19 protein-coding genes are annotated in these 20,539 nt (G+C 41.8%); 12 read left to right on the forward strand and 7 right to left on the reverse strand.

Features of this window, described 5'->3' with window-relative positions:
• Positions 1 to 348 precede the first annotated feature (348 nt).
• Genes MHI22_RS01300 through MHI22_RS01345 form a run of 10 tightly spaced genes read left to right on the forward strand, consistent with a single transcriptional unit; the run spans position 349 to position 11,257 of the window.
• Positions 349 to 1,581 carry a M20 family metallopeptidase gene (locus MHI22_RS01300; protein WP_340808772.1) on the forward strand — a complete coding sequence of 411 codons (1,233 nt, stop codon included), beginning with the start codon at positions 349 to 351 and terminating at the stop codon, positions 1,579 to 1,581.
• Entirely contained in the window at positions 1,578 to 2,666 is a 1,089-nt protein-coding gene (locus MHI22_RS01305; protein WP_340810845.1) for a tartrate dehydrogenase, read from the forward strand. Before MHI22_RS01300 ends, MHI22_RS01305 begins: the two co-directional genes overlap by 4 nt.
• Before the next feature lies 1 nt (position 2,667).
• On the forward strand, positions 2,668 to 3,414 hold the full coding sequence (locus MHI22_RS01310) for an SDR family NAD(P)-dependent oxidoreductase (RefSeq protein WP_036127354.1): 747 nt from the start codon (positions 2,668 to 2,670) through the stop codon (positions 3,412 to 3,414).
• Between the two features lie 10 nt (positions 3,415 to 3,424).
• Positions 3,425 to 4,879: an aldehyde dehydrogenase family protein gene (locus MHI22_RS01315; RefSeq protein WP_340810846.1), complete on the forward strand. Its 1,455-nt coding sequence runs from the start codon at positions 3,425 to 3,427 to the stop codon at positions 4,877 to 4,879.
• A gap of 15 nt (positions 4,880 to 4,894) precedes the next feature.
• Complete coding sequence (locus MHI22_RS01320; RefSeq protein ID WP_089932516.1) at positions 4,895 to 5,929, forward strand: ABC transporter ATP-binding protein; 1,035 nt, start codon at positions 4,895 to 4,897, stop codon at positions 5,927 to 5,929.
• On the forward strand, positions 5,898 to 6,875 hold the full coding sequence (locus MHI22_RS01325) for an ABC transporter ATP-binding protein (protein WP_340810847.1): 978 nt from the start codon (positions 5,898 to 5,900) through the stop codon (positions 6,873 to 6,875). Before MHI22_RS01320 ends, MHI22_RS01325 begins: the two co-directional genes overlap by 32 nt.
• 39 nt (positions 6,876 to 6,914) lie before the next feature.
• Positions 6,915 to 7,877 carry a P1 family peptidase gene (locus MHI22_RS01330; RefSeq protein ID WP_089932512.1) on the forward strand — a complete coding sequence of 321 codons (963 nt, stop codon included), beginning with the start codon at positions 6,915 to 6,917 and terminating at the stop codon, positions 7,875 to 7,877.
• Positions 7,878 to 7,902: 25 nt separating this feature from the next.
• The gene (locus tag MHI22_RS01335) at positions 7,903 to 9,459 is read left to right on the forward strand and encodes an ABC transporter substrate-binding protein (RefSeq protein WP_089932510.1); all 1,557 of its coding nucleotides are present in this window, start codon (positions 7,903 to 7,905) and stop codon (positions 9,457 to 9,459) included.
• 16 nt (positions 9,460 to 9,475) lie between these two features.
• A complete protein-coding gene (locus MHI22_RS01340; RefSeq protein WP_036123050.1) occupies positions 9,476 to 10,417 on the forward strand; it encodes an ABC transporter permease in 942 nt (313 codons plus the stop codon).
• Between the two features lie 12 nt (positions 10,418 to 10,429).
• Entirely contained in the window at positions 10,430 to 11,257 is an 828-nt protein-coding gene (locus MHI22_RS01345; protein WP_340810848.1) for an ABC transporter permease, read from the forward strand.
• Here MHI22_RS01345 and MHI22_RS01350 read toward each other — a convergent pair.
• Entirely contained in the window at positions 11,246 to 12,883 is a 1,638-nt protein-coding gene (locus tag MHI22_RS01350; RefSeq protein WP_036123056.1) for a PucR family transcriptional regulator, read from the reverse strand. The two genes, MHI22_RS01345 and MHI22_RS01350, sit on opposite strands and share 12 nt — an antisense overlap.
• Before the next feature lie 139 nt (positions 12,884 to 13,022).
• On the opposite strand from MHI22_RS01350, the gene MHI22_RS01355 reads away from it, so the two are divergent.
• Positions 13,023 to 14,378, forward strand: a complete 1,356-nt coding sequence (locus MHI22_RS01355; protein WP_340810849.1) for an aspartate aminotransferase family protein — start codon at positions 13,023 to 13,025, stop codon at positions 14,376 to 14,378.
• Positions 14,379 to 14,420: 42 nt separating this feature from the next.
• Here MHI22_RS01355 and MHI22_RS01360 read toward each other — a convergent pair whose 3' ends face one another.
• Entirely contained in the window at positions 14,421 to 14,873 is a 453-nt protein-coding gene (locus MHI22_RS01360; RefSeq protein WP_141903033.1) for a MarR family transcriptional regulator, read from the reverse strand.
• 124 nt (positions 14,874 to 14,997) lie between these two features.
• Here MHI22_RS01360 and MHI22_RS01365 point away from each other — a divergent pair, with 124 nt between their 5' ends.
• Complete coding sequence (locus tag MHI22_RS01365) at positions 14,998 to 15,429, forward strand: GNAT family N-acetyltransferase (RefSeq protein ID WP_058844702.1); 432 nt, start codon at positions 14,998 to 15,000, stop codon at positions 15,427 to 15,429.
• Between the two features lie 241 nt (positions 15,430 to 15,670).
• On the opposite strand, the gene MHI22_RS01370 is transcribed toward MHI22_RS01365, so the two are convergent.
• From MHI22_RS01370 to proB, 5 genes are all read right to left on the reverse strand, one after another.
• Complete coding sequence (locus tag MHI22_RS01370) at positions 15,671 to 16,060, reverse strand: RDD family protein (protein WP_141903034.1); 390 nt, start codon at positions 16,058 to 16,060, stop codon at positions 15,671 to 15,673.
• A 63-nt stretch (positions 16,061 to 16,123) separates the two neighbouring features.
• Positions 16,124 to 17,086, reverse strand: a complete 963-nt coding sequence (locus tag MHI22_RS01375) for a carbohydrate kinase family protein (RefSeq protein WP_340810850.1) — start codon at positions 17,084 to 17,086, stop codon at positions 16,124 to 16,126.
• A complete protein-coding gene (locus MHI22_RS01380) occupies positions 17,083 to 17,970 on the reverse strand; it encodes a DMT family transporter (protein ID WP_058844704.1) in 888 nt (295 codons plus the stop codon). The genes MHI22_RS01375 and MHI22_RS01380 overlap by 4 nt, the downstream gene beginning before the upstream one ends.
• Positions 17,971 to 18,033: 63 nt before the next feature.
• Positions 18,034 to 19,284, reverse strand: a complete 1,251-nt coding sequence (locus tag MHI22_RS01385; protein WP_340810851.1) for a glutamate-5-semialdehyde dehydrogenase — start codon at positions 19,282 to 19,284, stop codon at positions 18,034 to 18,036.
• A complete protein-coding gene (gene proB, locus MHI22_RS01390) occupies positions 19,274 to 20,392 on the reverse strand; it encodes a glutamate 5-kinase (RefSeq protein ID WP_101966825.1) in 1,119 nt (372 codons plus the stop codon). Before proB ends, MHI22_RS01385 begins: the two co-directional genes overlap by 11 nt.
• Positions 20,393 to 20,539 lie beyond the last annotated feature (147 nt).

Consider the following 20,539-nt stretch of genomic DNA (forward strand, 5'->3'; position numbering starts at 1 on the left):
AGGAGGGGATAGGGTGGTTGTTCGCTCTCAAATAAAAGAAAAGGTCGCTCATAAGTAGCGTGAGGCTCAGCTCTAAAAGGAGAACAAGTCTTTCAAAAGTAGGATGCACCGACTCACTCACTATAAAATCAAGCACCCCAAAATCGAACCATAAACTCTTCTTTATTCAAAAAATCTATCAAAAATTCACGTAAAACAGAATAATTTGTCATTTTCTAGCGTTTTATTGCTAAACAAAAAGTTAAGGTCATTCTAGGAATCATTAACATATTGTCTAGTTTCATAGAGAAAGGACAATGATAAAATAACATAAATTCAGAATATTCTATAAAAATAGGAGGCCTTTGCATGACAGTAACTAGTTTGAAAGCAACGAAATCGTATGTGCGTGATCGTGAGGCGGTCATTGCATTAACACAGAAGCTTGTGCGAATTGAAAGCGTTTACCGTGAGAACGATCCGAAGGGTAATGAGCAAGAGGTGGCAACTTTTGTAGCCTCTTATTTACGAGATATTGGCATCGAAACGCATGTAGAGGAAGTTGTGCCAGGGCGACCGAATGTAATTGGCATTATTGATTCGGGCAAGCCTGGGAAAACATTACTTTTCGAAGGACATACAGATGTCGTGACAGAGGGCAATCGAGAGGCTTGGGCTTATGATCCATTTGGAGCAGAGATTGTGGATGGGCGTATGTATGGCAGGGGAACGAATGATACAAAGGGGAATCTGGCTTGTATGATTACGGCTTGCCAGTCATTGCTGCTAGATCGAGAGGAGTTTACTGGCAAGATTATTTTATGTATTCCTTGTGATGAAGAGGGGCTAATGCTTGGCATTAAGCATTTTATTAAAAATGGCTGGGCTGATGGAGTGGATGGCGCGATTATCTGTGAGCCACAGGAAAATAATGTATGTATTGCACAGCGTGGGGCCATACGTTTACAAGTAGATATTTTCGGTAAAATGGCGCATGGTGCTATTTCGTGGAGCGGTATAAATCCAAACTGGCGCATGGCGCGTTTTATCGTAGAACTTGAAAAATTGGAAAAAGAGGAGCAAGCACGATTAGGGCGTGATCCAATGCTGAATTGGCCATCTATCACACCAACGATTTTACGTGCGCCGGTTAAAGGTGATGCACAAATCAATGTCATTCCAGATCATTGTATGACGACGCTCGACATCCGCACGGTGCCTGCTCAGGATCATGGTGAGCTAGTAGGCAAAATCGAGACCATTATTAAACGGTTACAAGCAGATGACCCTGATTTTAAAGTCGAACTAACGGTGCTTGATAATCGGCCGGCTACTGCAACGGCTAAGGAAGATCCTGTGGTACAGGCTATTTATGAGGCAGTGGCAGAGGTGACGGAGAAAGAACCGAAATATAATGGTGTTCCGGGTGCGACAGATGGTACGTTTCTTCATGTTCATGGCATCCCGATTGTGACGGTCGGTGCTGGAGATCGCGAAATCCCTCATCAAATCAATGAATATGTAGAGCTTGAAGAATTAGCAGAAACAACGGCTATTTACCGTTTAGCAGCATTAAAATTTTTGGCGGGTGATGAACAATGACGTCAATAAAAATGGCCGTCATACCAGGGGATGGCATAGGAAAAGAGGTAATGCAGGAAGCATTAAAGGTGCTGACATGTTTGCAGGAACAGGACAGTTCCTTACACATTGAAACGACCATTTTTCCTTGGAGCTCTGATTATTATGTGCAGCACGGCTGTATGATGCCCGAGAATGCATTGGAAACACTTCAAACATATGATGCGATTTTATTTGGTGCAATTGGCGATGCTCGTGTGCCAGATGATGTCACGGTTTGGCAATTAATTATGCCTATTCGGAAACATTTCCAGCAGTATGTGAATTTCCGTCCTATTAAATCGTTGCCAGGGATAGCATCTCCCTTAACGAATGGTAAAGACATTGACTTTGTCATCTTCCGTGAAAATGCGGAGGGCGAATATTCGGATAGTGGTGGTCGACTGTATCAGCAGCAGCCACAGGAAATGACCATTCAAAATACCATTATGACGCGGATTGGCATTGAAAAAATTGTCCGAGCTGCCTGTAATTATGCCAAGCAACATGGTAAAACCAATATCACCAGTGCGACAAAATCGAATGCCATTATTCATTCGATGAGATTTTGGGATGAACAGACAAAAAAAACGGTGGCACAAAGCTCATCAGACCTACAGTTGAAATCCATTTATATTGATGCTTTGGTAGCCTATTTTGTCGAACGTCCACAGGATTTCGAGGTGGTTGTGGCGTCCAATTTATTCGGCGATATTTTATCCGATTTAGGCTCAGCTATTGTCGGGGGACTTGGTCTGTCTCCATCGGCAAACCTGAATCCAGAAAAGGATTTTCCATCGATGTTTGAGCCTGTTCATGGGTCTGCACCAGATATTGCAGGTAAGGGCATTGCTAACCCCATTGCACAAATTTGGTCGCTTGCCTTACTTCTTGGACATCAAGGTAGAAGCGATTTAGAACAGCTCATTGTTAAGGCGATTACAACAGTGCTACAGGAAGGTATCGTAAAGACAGCAGATATTGGTGGACAAGCGACAACGGCACAAATGGGCGATGCAATTTGTCAGGAAATCATTAATAGGACTTTAACAGCAGGAGGTGTTTAGGATGGCAATCGAGCAAAAGGTGGTCGTAGTTACAGGTGCAGGAGGCGGTATGGGAAAAGCGATTATTCAAGAGCAGCTAAAGCAGGGTAATCAGGTTGTAGGGCTTGATTTATCAATAGATGCACTATCAGATATCGCCCATGATTCATTACAATGTGTTGAAGTCAATGTATTGCAGGAGGAACGTGTTCAAAGCATTTGCCAACAGGTTTTTGACAAGTATGGCAGAATAGATGGCCTTGTCAATGCACTAGGAATTGCCCAGTCAGCGACACCGATTGAGCAGGTCACGATGGATGAGTGGAACCGTTTAATGGATGTCAATGTAAAAAGCTTGTTTATCACGACAAAAGCAGTTGTTCCTTTTATGAAAAAACAGCAAGGGGGCTCCATTATTACAATAGCCTCTATTTCTGCCGTGCGTCCTAGACCAGGCTTACAGGCTTATATTGCCTCAAAGGGGGCGGCAGAAAGCTTTACAAGAGGGCTTGCAATTGAACTTGCATCAAGCCAAATTCGCGTTAATACGATTCATCCAGGCCCAGCTGACACACAAATGCTTGGTCAATTTGCTGCACAGGATGCTGATATAGAGCAAACGAAGCAAAATGTGTTTGTGCAGTCTGTCCCACTTGGGCGCTTAGTACAGCCAGCGGATATAGCAGGGGCAGTCAGCTATTTATTGTCTGATGCGGCAAGTATGGTCACTGGAACGACATTGCATGTAGATGGTGGTCGTGGATTATAGGAGGGGTACGATGAGAAAAATTCCTATGTTAATTAATGGGGAGTGGGTTCATGGTGAAGAAGAGACACACCTAGAAGTTAAAAATCCCTCGACAGGGGAAGTGATTGCACAAATTAGCAATGCAAGTAAAGCGCATGTGGAACAAGCAGTACATTCAGCCCGTCTAGCGTTTGAAGGACAAGACTGGCGTCAATGGAAGGCCTATGAACGGGGGCAGTTATTAATTGAATTTGCCCATTATATTCGACAGCATGCAGAGGAATGGAGTTTACTAGAATGTCGAGACGTAGGAAAGCCCTTATCACAGGCAAGAGCAGATATTGAAGCAGCGGCTCGCTATTTTGAATTTTATGGTGGTGCGGCTGATAAGGTGATGGGGGATACCATTCCGATTGAGGATGGACTATTAAATGCGGTAGTGCTAGAGCCAGTTGGCATTACGGTACATATTGTGCCATGGAATTATCCGATTCAAATTACGGCAAGAAGTGTCGCAGCGGCTATAGCAACTGGTAATGCTGTGATTGTGAAAAGTGCAGAGGATACACCCCTGACAACACATGCCATCGCTGAATGGTTTGCCAATAAAGTGCCGAAAGGGATTTTCCAGCATATTACAGGATTGGGGCGAGAGGTTGGGCTCTATTTAACGTCACATCCCGATATTAATCATATTACGTTTACGGGTTCTGTGCCGACAGGGATAGCGGTGATGAAGGCAGCAGCAGAAAATGTTGTGCCTGTGACATTAGAGCTTGGAGGAAAATCGCCTAATATTGTGTTTGCAGATGCCGATATGGAGCAAGCATTAGAGGGGGTTGTACGTGCCATTATTCAAAATGCCGGTCAAACTTGCTCTGCAGGGGCACGTTTACTCATTGAAGAAAGTATTAAAGATACATTCATTGCACAACTAGCGCAAAAATTCCAAGCGATACAAGTTGGACCTGGGGAAGCGGATATGGATATGGGACCGCTATTAAATGAACGCCAATATACGAAAATCACGACATTATTACAACAAGCAAAGACAGATGGCTATGTGATTACGGGTGGCGAACCAGTGACGATAAAAGGCTATGAAAAGGGCTTTTATGTACAGCCAACTATACTGGATGGCGTTGATCCAAATGATCCATTAGCGCAGGAAGAAATTTTCGGCCCTGTCTTAACCGTCCTGCCATTTTCCAGCGCAGACGAGGCCATTGCATTAGCCAATAGCACTGACTATGGCTTAGTCGCTGGTGTTTGGTCACAGCATATTGATACAGCTCATTATGTGGCAAGTCGCGTGCAGGCTGGACAAGTATTTATTAATAATTATGGGGCTGCAGGTGGCATTCAAATGCCATTTGGCGGCTATAAAAAAAGCGGAATTGGTCGAGAGAAGGGCTTTGTTGCACTGCGAAACTATACGCAAATGAAAAACATCGCTATACGCTATGCACCACCTAATCAACAGTGAGATGGAGGGACGCATATGGAACAGCCAAAAGAAAAAGAAGTGCTTTTAGAGGTCAATCAATTATCCATCCAATTCCAGTTGAAAAATGGCAAAGAGGCGAAGGTTGTTGAAGATGTAAACTTTACTATTCATAAAGGAGAAACCGTTGCACTGGTAGGTGAATCAGGAAGCGGCAAAAGTATCACCTCCTTAGCGATTATGCGTTTACTGCCCATACCACCAGGTGAAATTACAGCAGGTTCCATTGCCTTAAACGGTAAAAATCTACTCGCCTATAAACAGAAAGAGATGAGCCGTATTCGTGGTAATGAAATTAGTATGATTTTTCAAGAACCTATGACCTCTTTAGATCCCGTCTTTACGATTGGCAATCAAATGATTGAGGGCATTCGCAGACATCAAAAGGTATCGAGAAAAGAGGCATGGAAGAAAGCATTACTACTTTTACAGGAGGTAGGGATTGCCAATGCAGAAAAGGTGATTGCTGAATATCCTCATCAACTATCAGGGGGAATGCGGCAACGTGTCATGATTGCTATTGCGATGTCTAATAATCCGCAGCTATTGATTGCAGATGAACCAACCACAGCACTGGATGTGACGGTACAGGCACAAATTTTAAAGCTGATGCTGAAAATGAAGAAAGAGCATCAGTCGGCCATTTTATTTATTACACATGATATGAGTGTTGTTGCAGAAACAGCCGATCGTGTCATGGTGATGTATGCAGGGCAAATTGTCGAGGAAGCTCCAGTGAGAGAGCTCTTTTTAAATCCGCAGCATCCTTATACAACTGCTCTCTTAAAAACGATGCCTAGCCTTGATTCAGATGTCAAAAGGCTGCCGTCGATCCCTGGCACCGTACCACCAGCGTATGCATTGCCTGGTGGCTGTCGCTTTGCCCCACGCTGTCCACATGCGATGGCACATTGCCATGTGGAGCAACCGGCTATCCATTACATTCAAGAGGCACATAAAGTACGCTGTCATTTATTCACAGAGAAAGGGGAGCTGGCTCATGATGGAGAAAGAAGTTTTGCTGGAAATTAATCATTTAAAAGCCTACTTTCCTGTGAAACGCAAATCGATGAAGGAAGAAAAAAAGGTCATCAAGGCGGTTGACGATATTTCAATAGAGATTTTTAGAGGAGAAACATTGGGCATTGTAGGAGAATCAGGCTCAGGCAAATCAACCTTTGGGCGAACGATTTTAAAGCTCGTTGAACCAACAGCAGGGGAAGTATTGTATAAAGGGCAGCCAATCCAGCATTTAAAGGGCAGTAAGCTACAAAGTTATCGCAATCAAATGCAAATGATTTTTCAAGATCCCTTTTCCTCCCTTAATCCTCGGATGCGGGTAGGCTCTATTATCGAGGAACCGATGAAACTGCAATTAACATTGACGAAGGAACAACGAAAAGAGCGTGTGAAGGAGCTCTTACAAAAGGTAGGGCTACCTGAGGATGCCATGCATAAGTTTCCGCATGAATTTTCTGGTGGGCAGCGACAACGAATTGGTATTGCCCGAGCATTAGCGATACACCCAGAATTCATTATTGCTGATGAGCCGGTATCTGCTCTGGATGTGTCGGTGCAATCGCAAGTTCTTAATCTCATGATGGATTTACAAGATGAATTTCAATTAACCTATTTATTTATTTCACATGACTTAAGTGTTGTGAAGCATATTAGTGACCGTGTGGCAGTGCTGTATTTAGGAAGAGTTGTGGAGATTGGGACAAAGAAGGAGCTCTATGACAATCCATTACATCCCTACACACAAGCATTGCTATCTGCTATACCAGTCGTTAATTTTGATGAGCCGAAACAAGAAATACTTTTACAAGGTGAATTACCAAGTCCAATGAATCCACCTGTTGGCTGTGTCTTTCATACCCGTTGTCCATTTGTGATGGAAAGATGTCATCAGGAAAGACCGATGCTTCAACATGAAAATGACCATCAACGAGTGGCTTGCTTTTTATATGATAAATAATCAGAAAATTAAATTTATTCTAGAGTGGAGGTGTTGCAGATGTTTGGCAATATAACGGATGTGCCAGGTGTCAAAGTCGGACATCGTGAAAATAAGGAAGGGATTACGGGCTGCACGGTGCTATTAGTAGAAAGTGGGGCGGTGTGTGGAGTGGATGTTCGAGGCTCTGCACCAGGCACTCGTGAAACAGATGCATTAGACCCTATTAATGAAATTGATCGAGTCCACGCCATCTGTTTAGCTGGGGGCAGCGCCTTCGGATTAGATGCTGCCACAGGTGTCATGCAATTTTTAGCCGAGCAAGGAATTGGTGTCGATGCAGGTGTGGCAAAAATACCGATTGTGCCGAGTGCTGTTCTCTTTGACTTATTTATCGGTGATCCCCATGCTCGACCTACTGCGCAAATGGGCTATGAAGCGGCACAAGCAGCACAAGTTGGCCCATTTACCAATGGCAATATAGGTGCTGGCTATGGCGCAACTATTGGCAAACTAGCAGGACCTAATTTTGCGATGAAGGGTGGGCTTGGTAGTGCTTCCTATGCGGGGAAAGATGGTCTCGTAGCAGGAGCCATCGTGGCAGTGAATGCCGTGGGAGATGTCAAGGACCCTGCTACACGGCAAATTTTAGCAGGAGCCAGAGATGCGCATTCTGGTCAGTGGGTGGATTGCTGTGCCTATTTAGAGCAGCATGCACAATCAGAGGCATTAGCTGGCACTAATACAACGATCGGTGTGGTAGCAGTGAATGCCAAGTTAACGAAGGCAGAGGCTAAAAAAATTGCACAGCTTACGCAAAATGCTTTAGCACGAACGATTTATCCCGTTCATACCATGCTGGATGGCGATACGATTTTTGTGCTAGGGACAGGCGATCAACCTTATGCACTTGATTATCTAGGACATTTAGCAACAAAGGTAATGGAGGAAGCTATTCTTGCTGGCATTAAAGGCGCTGATAAATTGGCAGATGTTGAAAGCTATACAAGCATTCAAAGATAGGCATATAGGAAAAGGGGGAACGACTATGCAATGGAAAAAAAGAGGACTGATGCTCGTGACATTGTTATTAGCAATTATCATGACAGCATGTTCAGGTGATGGAAAGAAAAATACGACAGGTTCAAGTTCTACAGATGGTCAAACAGTAGCCGATGTTCCACAGGAAATCGTTGTACGTGTCAATGACGATCCAGATTTTTTAGATCCACATAAGGCTACAGCGTCTATTTCCTATCAAATGATTCTTAATCTGTTTGAGGGGCTTATGGCACCTGAAACGGATGGTTCCTTGAAAGAGGGGCTTGCTGAGAGCTACGACATCTCGGAGGATGGTTTAACGTATACGTTTAAAATACGCCAGGGTGTGAAGTTTCATAATGGTGATGATTTAACGATGGAGGATATCCAATATTCCTTTGACCGTTTAATGGGGAAAAATGGTGGGGAGAAAATGTCTAATAACTTTGATAATGTAGCATCTACAGAGGCACCTGATGCGACTACATTTATTATCAAGCTAAAAGAGCCGAACTCTAATTTCTTGTATTCATTAACAGCAAGACAATCAGCTATTATTCCTAAAAGTAATGATGGTAAGCATAATGAAAACCCAATTGGGACAGGACCGTTTGCCTTTGTAAAATACGCACCTGGCACCAATTTAGAGCTCAAGAAAAATGAGCAGTATTGGCAGGAAGGATTGCCTTATTTGAATAAAGTAACCTTTGCCTTCCAATCAGATGATCAAGCAGCCATTATGAGCTTGATGGCGAATGAGGTAGATTTAACGAGTGTTCCTTGGCATCGTGTTGGTGAGGTAGAGGGTAGCTATAATTTATCCCATCAAAATAATAACTCATCATTAATCGTTACTTTTAACGAAACAAAGGCACCTTTCGATAATGTGAAGGTTCGTCAAGCGATCAATTACGCCATTAGTAAATCCGATATTATTGATTCTGTATTTGCGGGCTATGCTGTTCCTCTAGGATCTAATATGAGTCCAGCAATGGGAGACTTCCAAAAGAAGGGCTTAGAAAGCATGTATGAACGAGATGTGGAAAAAGCGAAAGCCTTATTAGCGGAAGCGGGTTATCCTGATGGCTTTAAAACAAAAATAACGGTGTCTTCACATAATGATATTTACTCAAATATTGCCCAAATTGTAGTGGCTAATTTGCAGGAAATTGGCATTGATGTAGAAATTGAAGTAGTTGAATGGGGTATCTGGCTAGATCGTGTGTACTTTGGCCGCGACTATGAGATGACAACGATTGATTTAACAGGTCGTGCATCTGCCTTTGAAATTTTGAATGACTATATCTCCACAAATGATAGTGAAAACTTCTTCCTGTTTAAAAACGAAGAATACGACAAAATTATGGCTGATGTCTTGAAGGAAACTGATCAAGCTAAACAAATCGACTACTACCATCGTGCACAGGAAATTTTAGCAGAGCAAGCTACTGCGGTTTACATTGCTGATTATCAAATCGTGTGGGGTACTGACAAACAAGTGACGGGGCTTAAGAGTTATCCATTCTGGTTCCATGATATGTCTGAGGTTAAGTTTTCAAACTAGAAAGGGATGAATGCTTATGATGTATATCCTACGTCGAATCATCCTGTTAATAATCACCATCCTTCTAGTATCCATCATTACATTTGGCGTTTTTCAAATATTACCTGGTGATCCGGTTCGCACGATGTTAGGGACGGAGGCGGATCCCACACAAATTGAAAATTTACGATCTGAGCTCGGCTTGGATCGTCCTCTTTATGAACAATATGTAGATTGGATGAAGGGCTTATTGACAGGGCAATTAGGGAATTCCATTCGATTTTCCATGCCAGTAAAAGAATTATTATTTGATCGACTTCCTGTCACCATGTCATTAGCAGGGCTTACCCTTATTATGGTCTTAATCATTTCCTTACCTTTAGGGATGTTTGCTGCAAGAAGACAAAATAAATTAAGTGATGTGTCATTATCCACTATGACGCAAATTGGGATGGCAGTACCATCCTTTTGGCTAGGGATGATGCTTATTCTTTACATTGGCTTACAGTTTAGCTTCTTTAAAATTAGTGGCTATATTCCTTGGACCCAAAGTATAGCAGGAGCACTTAGCACGCTTATTCTTCCAGCTTTAACGATTGCCATTCCACAAATTGCGGTGAATTTCCGTTATGTCCGTACAGCTATTCTAGAACAAGTCCAACTCGATTATGTCCGTACAATTCGCAGTAAAGGGATGTCTGAACAAAATGTAATGTATAAGCATGTATTAAAAAATTCGATGATCCCGATTTTAACGGTTTTTGGTTTGATCATGGCAGAGGTAGTAGCAGGAACGATTATTGTGGAGCAGGTGTTTTCCTTGCCAGGTATCGGTCAGCTACTAATTACGGCTATTAGTAATCGTGATTTTCCACTTGTGCAGGGGATTGTCATGTATATTACAGTAGCTGTCGTCATGATTAATTTTATCGTTGATGTTTTATATTCTGTGTTGGACCCTAGAATTCGATTACGTTAAGAGGTGGCTACCATGAAACAACTACAGCGCTATACTAAAAAAATCAATTTAGTCATTGGTCTCCTCGTTATTGTCGGCTTTTTGCTCGTCATGCTTGTTAGTTTCTTTTATACACCACATGATGTCAATGCGATGAATATACCTGAAAAATTGCGTGGACCTGGTGGTTCCTATATATTTGGAACAGATGAATTCGGGCGTGATATTTTTAGCCGCATTATGAAGGGGACACAAACAGCCTTTGCTGTGGGTCTATTAACCGTGGCAATTGGAACGGTGTTTGGCATTCTTATCGGTGGTATTGCGGGCTATATTGGTGGCTGGATCGATGAAATCTTTATGCGGACGATGGACGCTTTAATGGCTTTTCCAGGCATTATTTTAGCCTTAATGCTTGTAGCAGTATTCGGTCCAGGGATTACGAATACCGCTATAGCGCTTGGCATTATCGCTATTCCAGCTATTGCAAGGATTGCACGTAGTGGCTTTGTGCAGCAACGTGACTCGGAATATGTACTGGCAGCGAAATTAATCGGGGTCAAGCCTTATAGCATTATGTTCCGCCATATTTTACCGAACATTTCGTCGCAAATTATTGTGGCTGCAACCGTGACATTTGCGACGGCGATGTTAGCCGAGGCAGCACTAAGCTATTTAGGGCTTGGAGTACAACCACCAAACCCTAGCTGGGGCAGAATGTTAAAAGATTCACAAGCCTATTTAATCGGTGCCCCTTGGTATACGTATGCGCCAGGAGGAGCCATTACCATTCTTGTTCTTGGTTTATATATGCTCAGTAATGCTTTACGAGATTTTATGGACCCACGTTCAAAATCGTAACAAATCAGGTGCTGTTTTTTGTAAGAGTTCATATGCCTTAACAGCCATTTCAATATTGAGGCGATGGGGAGCTTGTAAAAAATCAGCACCTAATATACTTTCTAGCCGTTCAATTCGTTTATAGAGTGTTTGACGGACGATAAACAGCTGTTCTGCCGTGTCATTTTTAGCCCCGTTACAGGCCAAATAAACAGCTAATGTTTGAAATAAATCAAGGCTGCTTTTTTGATCTAATAACAATATCTCTTGTAAATAATCTTTCACAAATTGTAGGAGGGCTGTCTGATCCTGCTGTAATAATAATCGATAGACACCTAGATCCTTATAATAGATGGAGCTAGCCAATTGCTGATGTTGCATTTGAATGGCCGATTTCGCCTCTTTATAGCCAAGATGAACACTTTCAATCGACTGATAGACATTGCTAATGCCACAGCTAAGGATAAGCTGCTCAAAAAACTGTGCTGCTTTTCTCGCTATAATCTGTGAAATGGCTTGATCGAAGGAATCACGATTGTCTTTCATATAATCTGCGGCAATAAAAAAGGCTAAAATAATAATCTCATGCTGTCGTACCGAAACAGTAGGGAAAAATCCGAGCTTTTTTAAAATTGAGCGAATATACATGGCATTTTGGAGCTGTATTTCCTGCCATTCTTCTTCAGACACTGTATTAGCTTTATCATGAAGATTGAATACGACGACTCGGTAAAATAAATTACGACTCTCGATTGGCAAATAGCTTTGATAGTATGGTATATCAACGGGCTGTCCTTGAATTAAGGCAAGGATAAATTCATCCTCACGGCTTTGCTGTCGCTCCTGCAGCATGCGATTACGCATTAAAATATGGGCTATTGACATCGTAGCCCGTTCTAGATTCAACAAGGTGTAATCACTCGGCTTTGGCAGTCCAGAATGCATACATAAATAGCCCCAAACTTGTCCAAGTCCATTCACAGGGATGATGACAAAATGATCCTTATCAATGGATAAAAGGTGCAGAGGCTCTTGTATTTCTAACTGCTGACAATGCTCCTCCATAACACGCAAGTATTTTTTAGCCTCCACAGGATAATAAAAGCTTTTTGTATCTTCTGAGACAAATAAAAAGGGCGCATCCGTATCTTGGTGGAGAACTTGTAATATTTTTAAAATTCCATTTGGCATTAACGATAATTCCATAAATGTTTTGGAGAGTGTATCTAGCTGTGTTAGTGCCTGCTGGTGTTGATTAATTATGTACGTGTGTAAATCTTGCGTAATATCGATAAATCGTACAATGTCTTCAAAAATAATAATTGGGAAATGATGGGCGTTCGCCATAGCAATCAATTCTACAGGGACATGATCGAAATAGTCTCCAATTTCTATACAAAGACCAGCAGCTTCATTGCGAATAAGGTTTTGTAAGTAGGCGATTTGTGTTTCACGTTCGAGCTGTAAACCAACACCAGTAGTTAAAATCAATTCACCACCATTAATTAATGTATCAAAATCTTTGATTTCTAATATATGTGTCCATAAAACTTGGCGATCAAGACCATGCTGCCCAGCGATAAGCTTCGCTGATTCAAAATGCTTGCGCTTGAGGACATCACGTACGAGTAGAGGATGTTTCGCCATCAATTAGCACCTGCCCTTCGAATGTACAATGTCTATTTCATTATGTTAGAGAAATCAGAAAATTTCAATATTAACTAGTTTAATAGGGAAAATGGTGATAGATAAAAAGACATCGATGATCACGATTGGAGGTCATGATATGGAGCAGAACGATCAATTCACACATGATTTACAGCAAAAAGACCATGAAAATGTTTGGCATCATATGTCTATGTACAATGACAATGCGCCCCCTATTATTGAACAGGGAGAAGGAGCATGGATTACCGATAGTTTAGGCAACCGCTTTTTAGATGGCATGTCAGGCTTATGGGCAGTGAACGTAGGCTATGGCCGTGAGCGTCTTGCTAAAGTTGCGTATGAGCAACTGAAAAAGCTATGCTATGCCCCTTTAACCCAAAGTCATGAACCGGCCATCAGACTCGCTGAAAAAATGAACAGCTTACTAGAAGATGACTATATGATGTTTTATTCCAATAGCAGTTCGGACGCGAATGAAGTGGCCTTTAAGCTAATACGTCAATACCATCAACAAAATGGGGAAGGAACTCGTTATAAAATCATTGCTCGTTATCGAGGTTATCATGGCAGTTCACTGGGGGCATTGGCAGCCACAGGACAGGCCTTACGTAAATATAAATATGAACCCTTAACACCAGGCTTTTTGCATGTTGCCCCACCTGATCATTATCGTCGACCAAAAGGGCAGCCCGTGGAAGCGTATAGTTTAGCATGTGCTCGTGAAATCGAGGAAAAGATCATTTGGGAGCAAAAAGAAACAATAGCGGCCGTTATTATGGAGCCACTGATTACTGGTGGTGGCGTTCTTATTCCACACCCTACTTATGTTAAGGAAGTCGAGCGCATTTGTAGACGACATGGGGTATTACTTATCATTGATGAAGTCATATGTGGCTTTGGACGAACAGGGATGCTATTTGGTCATCAGCATTTTGACATTCGACCAGATGTCATTACCCTGGGAAAGGGGTTAACAAGTGCCTACCTACCGTTATCCATCACGGCTGTACGCAAAGACATTTATGAAAAATTTAAAGAGATGGACGGCTATAGTCATTTTCGGCATATTAATACGTTTGGTGGTAATCCAGCAGCCTGTGCAGTGGCTTTAGAAAATATAAAAATCATAGAAGAAGAAGGGCTCGTACAGCGCGCAAGAGATTTGGGTATACAATTGCTACATGATTTGCAAGACTTATTGGAGCTACCCTTTGTTGGAGATATACGAGGGCTTGGGTTGCTCATAGGCATCGAGCTTGTCGAAGATAAACCATCACAAGCACCCGCAAAGCCAGAGCGAATAGCGAAAATTATAGCTGATTGTCAAGCAAACGGGTTAATTGTTGGGAGAAATGGCGAAACAGTAGAGGGCTATCATCATATCATTATATTAAGTCCGCCACTTTGCTGTACTGATGAGGATCTTGATTTTATGGTAGCCGTGTTAAAAAGAGTATTGGCAGCCAATGTTTAGTACGTGGCGATTCCAAACATGTGGAAATACAAGGAATCGCCTTTAATAGTGTCGTTTATGCCCCTTTTTTACATCCTCCCAGTCAATCTCGATGTTATGCAAAACACGCGTTAGTAGATTGTGGATGCTGTCGATCTCTTCAGTGGAAAAACCTGCAAGTGCACGAGCATTGGAATATTCGCCCTCTCGTTTCAAAAAAGGATAAATCTCTAAGCTTTTTGTTGTTGGGAAGAGCAATTTATTTTTTTTATTTCCTTGTTCAATACGCTTTTCAATAAAGCCCTTGGTCTCTAATTTTTGAATAGCCCGTGAAGCAGTCGTACGATCCACCTTTAATAGCTCTGCGACTTTTTCTTGAATGATACCAGGATTTTCACAAATTCGGATGACATATAAATATTGTCCCTTTGTTAAATCCAACTCCTTAAATTCAATATTACTAATTGAGTCTAATGCCCGTGCAATAGCACCTATTTCACGTAAAATTTCTTTCATGGTCGATCCTCCTGAAATTTTTATTGTATTTGCAATAAAAATTATTCTATACTAATAGTATCATCTTCGAAGTGAAATTGCACCTAGTGAAGATGGTCAATAGGAGAAACTAGGAGGAATATTCATGAGCATAAAAAAAGTGACAACTGAAGAAGAATTACAAACAGCGTTCGATTTTCGTCGACATGTTTTTATTGAAGAACAACAAGTACCTGAGGTAGAAGAGTACGATGAATTTGATTCGCTCGATGCACCATGTGATCATATTCTTGTGTATTACAAGGAGCAACCTGTTGGAACAGGCAGGCTTCGCATTGTGGAGGGCTATGGCAAACTAGAACGTATTTGTATATTGGAACAATACCGTAAATTTGGCCTGGGGAAAGAAATCATTATGGGCTTAGAGCAAATCGCACGAGACAAAGGTTTAACAAAAGTAAAGCTGAATGCCCAGTCCTATGCAGAAGGTTTTTATGAAAAATTAGGCTACCAGCGTGAAGGCGAAGAATTCATGGATTGTGGCATCCCACATATTTTAATGAAAAAATATTGGTAGTGGACGAAAGCGTCTTTTCAATAACCTTCCTCATTAGTGCTAGATTTTGCCACTTAGTATTCGTTTGCAGAGAGAAGGCGGAAGATCTGTTTTCGATAAAGTATACAATTCAATGGCACTACTTATGTTTAGCTGCCATTAGAAAAGGCTCCTCCTTAGCTAAGGGGAGCCATTTTTTTGCACGACGGATTCTAGTTTCAATTAAAAACTACCTTCATAAAGAAAGTTGGGCAGCTTTCAATTATTTTTCTTTGACAATCGTACCTGCGAAATTGTCATGAGGTAGACGTTGTCCATGCTGTTGCTCAAAGGTCTGGCGATTTTTTAGATAATCAAACGTACTGAGAGTGTCTCGATAAGCCATTCGTTTAATTATTTGACCGTCTGATAGTGGATGGCCATCTTCATTTTCGAGTGCCAGTTTCATTGCTTTGTAGCCAATGGTTTGTCCATTTTGACGGAGCTGTGCATATTCTAGTGCCCATAGCACGGCTGTTGGCGTAACGAGCGCATGAACGACTTCGTTTTTCACTTTTTTTCGTAGGAAATATTCAACACCCAACGTGACTGCGGTTGATATCGCTGTATCGATTAAAAATGCTGCTGTTCGTCTTTTTGTGATCGACTCCATGTATGTCCTCCTTTATTACTCTGTCACTAGTACATACGAAACATAAGGACAAGAAGTTTCGCGTTAATCTTGATTTATTTCCAATGGCAATACGGGATAAGAGGGAATGGCCCCATGCTTCGTTGTCGAAATCCCTGCATAACGGTTTGCAAAAGTGAGCAGGGACATCGCATGCTGTTCGCAATAGGCTTCAACATCAGCTACTGCTAGTTGATGTTGAAGGAATTTACTTAAAACTGCCCCAATAAATGCATCTCCAGCCCCTGTCGTATCGACAGTTTGTACCTCCTTAGCAGGAGCCTTTACATGAAGCTTTTTCGTATATAAAGTAGCCCCAGCAGCGCCATGTGTAATGATGATGACGGCTACATGCCCCTGAAATAATGCTTGGACGGCCGCCTGTTCCTCCTCTACTGCTGTTAAAAACAATAGCTCCTCCTCTGAAAGCTTCACAATATGTGCTTTAGGTAGAAAGGCGAGGATGGTTGCCCGACACGCAGTCTCATCCTGCCATAAAGGTAAGCGCACATTTGGATCAAAGGAAACAAGACTACCTGCTTGATGTGCCTGTTCAATAAAAGCAAGATGTGCTTGCTTCATAGGGCTTTCCACAAGATTAACAGAGCAAAAATGAACGATATCTTGTGCAGTGAGTAATTGTAAGGGGAGATAGTCTTGCTTGTACAATAAGTCAGCAGCATGTCGGCGATAAAATTGAAAATCACGCTCACCGTGACCATTTAATGAGACAAAAGCAAGACTTGTTTCTCCATCAGTTGTTTGGCGAATGTACTGCGTGTCTACACCTGTTTGCTGTAACGTTTTTATTAGGAAATCGCCAAAGGCATCCTGACCGACCTGTGTTAGAAGAGCTGCCTGCTGACCCAGCTTTGCACAGACCGCTGCTACATTTGCAGGTGCACCACCCGCATGTTTAGTAAAGTGCTCGATATCGGCAAGGGAGCCATGCTGCTCTGTTGGCGTAAAATCAATTAGTAATTCCCCTATAGTAAAGAGCTTGCTCATGAGGATGCCTCCTGTGGCAGCCGCTTTTTCTTCGGAATGTAAACTGTATAGAAAATACCTCCGAAAATAAGCAGGATACCTAACGTTTGCATAATGCTTGGCATAAAATCAAGCAACAGCATATCCAGTAAAATCGCGACAACAGGGTCAACGAACACTAATACGGATACAAGAATGGTCGTAAGATTGCGAATACTATCAAAAAATAAATAGTAAACAAATCCTGTATGAATAAAGCCTGTGCCCAAAATATAAAACCAATTGGAAGTGGTTAATCCCTCAAACAAGGAGAAGTCGATGAAAGGCAGTAGTATGACGATACCAACCGTTGTTTGAATATAGGTTAACGCATAGGAGCTAAGCTTCGTAATGGTTTTGCTTGTTAGCATGGTGAGGGCATAAAAGACCGCTGACAGTAATGCCCACACAAAACCAGATTGCATAAACTCTGAGAAAGACACAAAGTTATGGAGACCAATGATGAAAATACTACCAATAAAGCAAGTGATGGTTGCTACAAGTGCTTGAATGGTCATTTTTTCCTTTAAAAAGATAGCGCCTAAAATTAAGACAAAAATAGGGGCTAAATTATAGATGGAAATGGCAATCGAAATCGACATTTCTTCAAAGGCTTTAAATAAAAATACCCAGTTTAAAACGATAAAGACGCCACAAATAATTGTTTGGAGAATTTCCTTCTTATCCCAAACCTCTGATTTATGCCCCCCTGTAATAAGCCACATTCCTCCTAGAAAGAGGGTGGCACAAATGCATCGAACAAAGACAAGCTCTGTAGCAGGAACACCAGTATGAACCGTAAAAAAGCCTATGGAACCAAACAGTGCCATGGAGACGGTTAGTTTAATCATTGCGGAGATGTTCATACGACACCTTCTTTCTATTTTTTGTAAAATTATTAAAGCAAATAAGTAACGGGCGGCTTCCTTTTATTCACGAATTTGGCCGTTGCCATATATGAAATATTTAGTTGAGGTTAACGCGGGCAAGCCCATTGGCCCACGAGCATGTAGTTTTTGCGTACTAATGCCAATTTCTGCACCATAGCCAAATTCAAAGCCATCCGTGAAGCGGGTAGAGGCATTATGATAAACAGCCGCTGCATCGACATTATTTAAAAATGTTTCTGCGACCAATTGATCTTCTGTAATGATCGCTTCAGAATGGTGTGTGCCAAAGCGATGAATATGCTCAATTGCTTCATAGACATTTTCCACCAATTTAACACTTATTGTTAAATCAAGATATTCCATCGCATAGTCTTCCTCCGTAGCTGGAAGAGCAGCCTCAAATAGCTGACAAACTTGTTCATCACCGATGATGGTCACACCTGCGTCATGTAGTGCTGTTAACAGTTGCATACCATGAGACTTAAACCAAATAGGATGAATGAGTAAGCTTTCTGCTGCATTGCAAACAGAAGGGCGCTGCGTTTTAGCATTTAGGCAAATTTTTTCTGCTTTTATGTAATCCGCCATTTGATCTACGTAAATGTGACAGTTGCCCGCACCTGTTTCAAGTACAGGGACAGTTGCTTCCTTCACAACTAAATCAATAAGCGCTTTGCCGCCACGAGGAATTAATACATCTAAGTACTCTTTTAAATGAAATAATTCTTTCACCGTTTCACGACTTGTATCCTCAATTAATTGCACAGCCTCTATAGGAATAGATGTTTTAGCAAGTGCACGGTGGATACTTGCCACTAGGGCGGTATTTGAAAATTTAGCGGAGGAGCTACCACGTAAAATGACGGCATTGCCCGTTTTCAGAGAGAGAGTCGCTGCATCTACTGTGACATTTGGGCGTGCCTCATAAATCATACCAATGACCCCAAGCGGTACAATCCGCTTTTCGATGTGTAAGCCATTCTCTTTATCAATCTGCTCAATAACTGTGCCTACTGGATCTTGTAGGGAGACAAGTAAATGAATGGCATCGGCCATTGCCACTATTCGTTCTTCATTGAGCATCATTCGATCTAGTGTAGAAGCAGGCAAGCTCTGTTTCTCACCCAGTGCTAGATCTTTGGCATTTTCAGCCATAATAGTATGTTGGTCAATGATTAACTGTTCCGCAATTTTTGTCAGCGCCTCATTCTTTTCGCAGGTCGTTTTAATATTTAATATGTAGCTGGCAGCCTTTGCCCGTTGTCCTTTTCCTTGAATTTCACTTGTCATTCGTCATTCCTCCCTCATTCGTTTGAATTTTCAGCCATTTATCTCTGTGTATCACCTCAATAGGGCATTTCGACAATGTATCCGTCCGTTTTCCCATTGCTACAGTTAGCTCTAGGGAAGAGTACAGTACTTCGCCACGTCCTAATAAACCTTGTTCACTATAAACTTCTACAACATCCCCATTGTCAAAATCACCTTCTACACGATATACGCCAGCGGGTAATAAGCTTTTGCCATTGTCCATTAACGCCTTTTCAGCACCACTATCTATAAAAATTTTACCAGAAACTTCCGTAAGTGCAATCCACTGTTTATGATTTGTTAAAATCGCAAGTTCATCATGCTCGACATAAGTGCCATCCCCATGGCCTGCTAAAATAGCAAGTAGTTTATGTGCACCTTGACCTGTTCCGATAAATACTTTCACACCTGCACGTAGCGCTGTTCGGGCTGCCAATAGCTTAGATGCCATGCCACCCGTGCCAACCTTTGAACCTGTACCATCAGCAAAGCTTAACATGTCATCGGTAATAGCTGTTAACCGATCAATACGTTCCGCCTGCGGATTTTTAGCAGGATTGGCATTATATAAGCCATTGATGTCTGTTAAAATGATCAGCTGATCTGCATGGACAAGACCACTTACAAGTGCGGACAGCATATCATTATCCCCAAATGTCAATTCACTAATAGATACTGTATCGTTTTCATTAATAATTGGTAGCATGGAACGTTCTAATAATTCCTCGAAAGTAGCATAGGCATTTTTATAGCATTCTTTTTTAGAAAAATCTGTGCGTGTCAGTAAAATTTGAGCAGGCGTTATATCGTAAATGCTAAATAAGGCACTGTATGTTTGGATCAGTAAGCTCTGTCCAACAGCTGCCGCGGCCTGTTTTCCTTTTACCGTTACAGGACGAGCAGGGTAGCCAAGTTGTTTAAAACCAGCGGCTACTGCACCCGATGATACAAGCAAAACTTCATGACCCTGCTTCTTTAATTCGGCGATTGCCTGCACATGATCCATTAAACGAACTTTATCGATTTCGCCTTTTACATTTGTTAAAGAGCTACTGCCAATCTTCACAACAATCCTTTTTCTCTCCATCACACTACCTCCAGTTGTCTTATGTTCGTCATTGCTTTGTTAAATAGAGCAATGACGTTTCATCTTTGACACCAAAATTTTGCTGAATCAAGATAAAAAAAGCCTTTTCATCCTAAAAATTAGGACGAAAAGACTTGCCTTCCGTGG

The sequence above is a fragment of the Lysinibacillus sp. FSL L8-0312 genome, assembly GCF_038003285.1.
In the GTDB taxonomy this organism is placed as follows: Bacteria; Bacillota; Bacilli; order Bacillales_A; family Planococcaceae; genus Lysinibacillus; species Lysinibacillus fusiformis_D.

What these genes read in the sequence shown, in the direction of transcription:
- MHI22_RS01300 (WP_340808772.1), top strand. Translation starts at nt 349, where the DNA reads ATGACAGTAACTAGTTTGAAAGCAACGAAATCGTATGTGCGTGATCGT.
- MHI22_RS01305 (WP_340810845.1), top strand. Translation starts at nt 1,578, where the DNA reads ATGACGTCAATAAAAATGGCCGTCATACCAGGGGATGGCATAGGAAAA.
- MHI22_RS01310 (WP_036127354.1), top strand. Translation starts at nt 2,668, where the DNA reads ATGGCAATCGAGCAAAAGGTGGTCGTAGTTACAGGTGCAGGAGGCGGT.
- MHI22_RS01315 (WP_340810846.1), top strand. Translation starts at nt 3,425, where the DNA reads ATGAGAAAAATTCCTATGTTAATTAATGGGGAGTGGGTTCATGGTGAA.
- MHI22_RS01320 (WP_089932516.1), top strand. Translation starts at nt 4,895, where the DNA reads ATGGAACAGCCAAAAGAAAAAGAAGTGCTTTTAGAGGTCAATCAATTA.
- MHI22_RS01325 (WP_340810847.1), top strand. Translation starts at nt 5,898, where the DNA reads ATGATGGAGAAAGAAGTTTTGCTGGAAATTAATCATTTAAAAGCCTAC.
- MHI22_RS01330 (WP_089932512.1), top strand. Translation starts at nt 6,915, where the DNA reads ATGTTTGGCAATATAACGGATGTGCCAGGTGTCAAAGTCGGACATCGT.
- MHI22_RS01335 (WP_089932510.1), top strand. Translation starts at nt 7,903, where the DNA reads ATGCAATGGAAAAAAAGAGGACTGATGCTCGTGACATTGTTATTAGCA.
- MHI22_RS01340 (WP_036123050.1), top strand. Translation starts at nt 9,476, where the DNA reads ATGATGTATATCCTACGTCGAATCATCCTGTTAATAATCACCATCCTT.
- MHI22_RS01345 (WP_340810848.1), top strand. Translation starts at nt 10,430, where the DNA reads ATGAAACAACTACAGCGCTATACTAAAAAAATCAATTTAGTCATTGGT.
- MHI22_RS01350 (WP_036123056.1), bottom strand. Translation starts at nt 12,883, where the DNA reads ATGGCGAAACATCCTCTACTCGTACGTGATGTCCTCAAGCGCAAGCAT.
- MHI22_RS01355 (WP_340810849.1), top strand. Translation starts at nt 13,023, where the DNA reads ATGGAGCAGAACGATCAATTCACACATGATTTACAGCAAAAAGACCAT.
- MHI22_RS01360 (WP_141903033.1), bottom strand. Translation starts at nt 14,873, where the DNA reads ATGAAAGAAATTTTACGTGAAATAGGTGCTATTGCACGGGCATTAGAC.
- MHI22_RS01365 (WP_058844702.1), top strand. Translation starts at nt 14,998, where the DNA reads ATGAGCATAAAAAAAGTGACAACTGAAGAAGAATTACAAACAGCGTTC.
- MHI22_RS01370 (WP_141903034.1), bottom strand. Translation starts at nt 16,060, where the DNA reads ATGGAGTCGATCACAAAAAGACGAACAGCAGCATTTTTAATCGATACA.
- MHI22_RS01375 (WP_340810850.1), bottom strand. Translation starts at nt 17,086, where the DNA reads ATGAGCAAGCTCTTTACTATAGGGGAATTACTAATTGATTTTACGCCA.
- MHI22_RS01380 (WP_058844704.1), bottom strand. Translation starts at nt 17,970, where the DNA reads ATGAACATCTCCGCAATGATTAAACTAACCGTCTCCATGGCACTGTTT.
- MHI22_RS01385 (WP_340810851.1), bottom strand. Translation starts at nt 19,284, where the DNA reads ATGACAAGTGAAATTCAAGGAAAAGGACAACGGGCAAAGGCTGCCAGC.
- proB (WP_101966825.1), bottom strand. Translation starts at nt 20,392, where the DNA reads ATGGAGAGAAAAAGGATTGTTGTGAAGATTGGCAGTAGCTCTTTAACA.